At 70.0% G+C, this 2,439-nt stretch carries 2 protein-coding genes; one reads left to right on the top strand and one right to left on the bottom strand.

The window, feature by feature from the left end; genetic code table 11:
* A partial coding sequence (locus Q0X16_RS13095) for a bifunctional diguanylate cyclase/phosphodiesterase (protein ID WP_297835267.1) occupies positions 1 to 1,090 on the top strand: 1,090 nt, incomplete at its 5' end.
* A gap of 57 nt (positions 1,091 to 1,147) precedes the next feature.
* On the opposite strand, the gene xseA is transcribed toward Q0X16_RS13095, so the two are convergent.
* Positions 1,148 to 2,439 (bottom strand): exodeoxyribonuclease VII large subunit (gene xseA, locus Q0X16_RS13090; protein WP_297835265.1); only part of this gene is annotated, 1,292 nt, incomplete at its 5' end.

The raw sequence follows: 2,439 nt of genomic DNA, 5'->3' as shown, positions 1-2,439 counted from the left end.
GGTCGAAGCCGGACGGCGAATCGTCGGCTGCGTCCGCGGCAGCGACGTCGTCGCGCGGCTGGGCGGCGACGAATTCGCCATCCTCGCAGAGCATCTGGAAAACCCGGGGAAGGCCGAGGAATTGGCGCATCGCGTGCTCGCCGCGCTGTCGGCGCCGGTCTGGGTTGCAGGACGAGAGCTGTTTCCGAGCGCCAGCATCGGCATCGCCGTCTGGCACCCGCGCTATCGCAGCGGCGAGGAAATGCTGCGCGACGCCGACGCCGCCATGTACCGCGCCAAGCAGGATGGTCGCGACCGCTGCGCCATGTTCGACGAGGAAATGCACCGCGAGGCGACCCGCAGCCTCGACCTCGAAGCGGACATGCGCCGCGCGATCCAGTCCGAACAGTTCCTGCCGTTCTACCAGCCGATCGTCGATATCCGCACCGGCGAGATTTTCGGTCACGAGGCCCTGCTGCGCTGGCAGCACGAACAGCTGGGCCTGCTGCTGCCCGGCCAGTTCCTCGATATCGGCGAGGACAGCGGCCTGATCGAACAGGTCGACTGGCTGATGTACGCGCGCGTGATTTCCGACATGGCCAGCCACGCGCTGCCCGGCTATGTGGCGATCAACGTCTCGCCCCGGCATTTCCGCGCGGCGGATTTTTCCAGCCGACTGCTCGGATTGGTCGAGGGGGCCGGTCTGGCGCCGGATCGGCTGCGCGTGGAAATCACCGAAGTGGCCCTGCTCGACGATGCGCCGCGCACCCGCGAGTGTCTGGACCTGCTGCGCCGGCACGGGATCCTGGCCCAGCTCGACGATTTCGGAACCGGCTTCTCCGCGCTGTCCTACCTGCACCGGTTCCCGATCGCCAGCCTGAAGATCGACCGCAGCTTCGTTTCCGGCCTTGAAGGCAACGTGCGCAACGAGAGCATCGCGGTGATCCGCGCGATCATCGCGCTGGCGGGCAGTCTCAACATCGAACTGATCGCCGAGGGCGTGGAAACGGAAGCGCAGCAGCAGACCTTGATCGAACTGGGCTGCACCCATGCCCAGGGATTCCTGTTCGGCCGGCCGGCGCCGTTGGCTCTGGTCGAGACGAGCGGTTGATCCCTCGCGCCGCTGGCGCGCGACGCGGCCCGCTCCCGCCGGGGCGGCGGACCCGCTTCAGGACGATGGCGGCGGCGTGGCCGCCTCGGAAGCGCGGATGCCGGTGATGGCGAACTCCAGGCTGCCGTCGACAAGGCGCGCGCTGGCCTGCTCGCCGACGGCCACGCCTGCAACCGTGTGGATGATCGATCCGTCCGGTCGCTGCAGGATGCTGTAGCCGCGTGAGACGGTAGCCAGCGGGCTGACGGCGTGCAGCGAGCGCGCAAGGCCGCGCAGGTGCAGCAGGTTGTTTTGAAGCGATTGAACGAGGATCGCGCGCGGTCGGTCGGCCAATCGCTGCAGACGCTCGCGCTGTTGTTCGACGCGGCGGCGCGGGTGGCTGCCGCGCAGTCGTGCGGCCAATGTCTGCAGGGTTCCGGAATCCTGCTGCAGGCGCCGTGCGATGGTGCCGGCGAGGCGCAGACGCGCGTGGGCGAGGCGCTGGCGCTGCGCGTCCAGCCGCGCCTGCGGGCGCTGCGCGTGCAGACGCAGGAAGGCGCGGTCGGCGCGCTGGGCACGTTCACGCAGGCCGGTTCCGTTCAAGGCGCGCAGGCGGCGCTGGAACTGCGACAGTCGCGCGCGCAGTTCCGCCTGGTCCGGCGCCAGCAACTCGGCGGCGGCCGAGGGCGTGGGCGCGCGCAGGTCGGCGGCGAAGTCGGTCAGCGAAAAGTCGGTCTCATGGCCGATCGCGGAAACCGTCGGCGTGGCGCACGCGGCCACCGCGCGCGCCCGCGCTTCGTGGTTGAAGGCCCACAGGGCTTCCAGCGAGCCGCCGCCGCGCGCCAGCACGAGGATGTCGTAGCGGCCGCTGGCGTCGGCGCGCGTCAGCATCGCGTGGATCTGTGCGGCCGCGGTGGAACCCTGCACCGGCACCGGAAGCAGTTCGACCTCCAGCAGCGGAAAGCGGCGGCGCAGCACGCTGAGGATGTCGCGGATCACCGCGCCCGACGGAGAGGTGAGCACCGCGATCCGGCGCGGGAAGGCGGGCAGGGCGCGCTTGCGCGCGGGGTCGAACAGGCCTTCCTTGTCGAGCCGCGCCTTGAGTTCCTCGAACGCGCGCCGCAGCGCGCCTTCGCCGGCCTCCTCCATGGTGTCCAGCACCAGTTGGTAGTCGCCGCGCGGTTCGTACAGGGTCAGCCGCCCGCGCGCCAGCACCTGCATGCCTTCCTTCGGGACGAACTTCAGCCACTGGCTCTTGGGCTTGAACAACGCGCAACGCACCGCCGCGCGGGCGTCCTTCAGGGTGAAGTAGATGTGTCCGGAAGCGGGGCGGGCGAGGTTGCCGATTTCACCCTCGACCAGCACGGCTG

The organism is Thermomonas sp. (assembly GCF_025993755.1).
GTDB lineage: Bacteria > Pseudomonadota > Gammaproteobacteria > Xanthomonadales > Xanthomonadaceae > Thermomonas.
The sequence above is the reverse complement of the archived record's forward strand: the minus strand, read 5'-3'. Positions and strand labels throughout refer to the sequence as shown.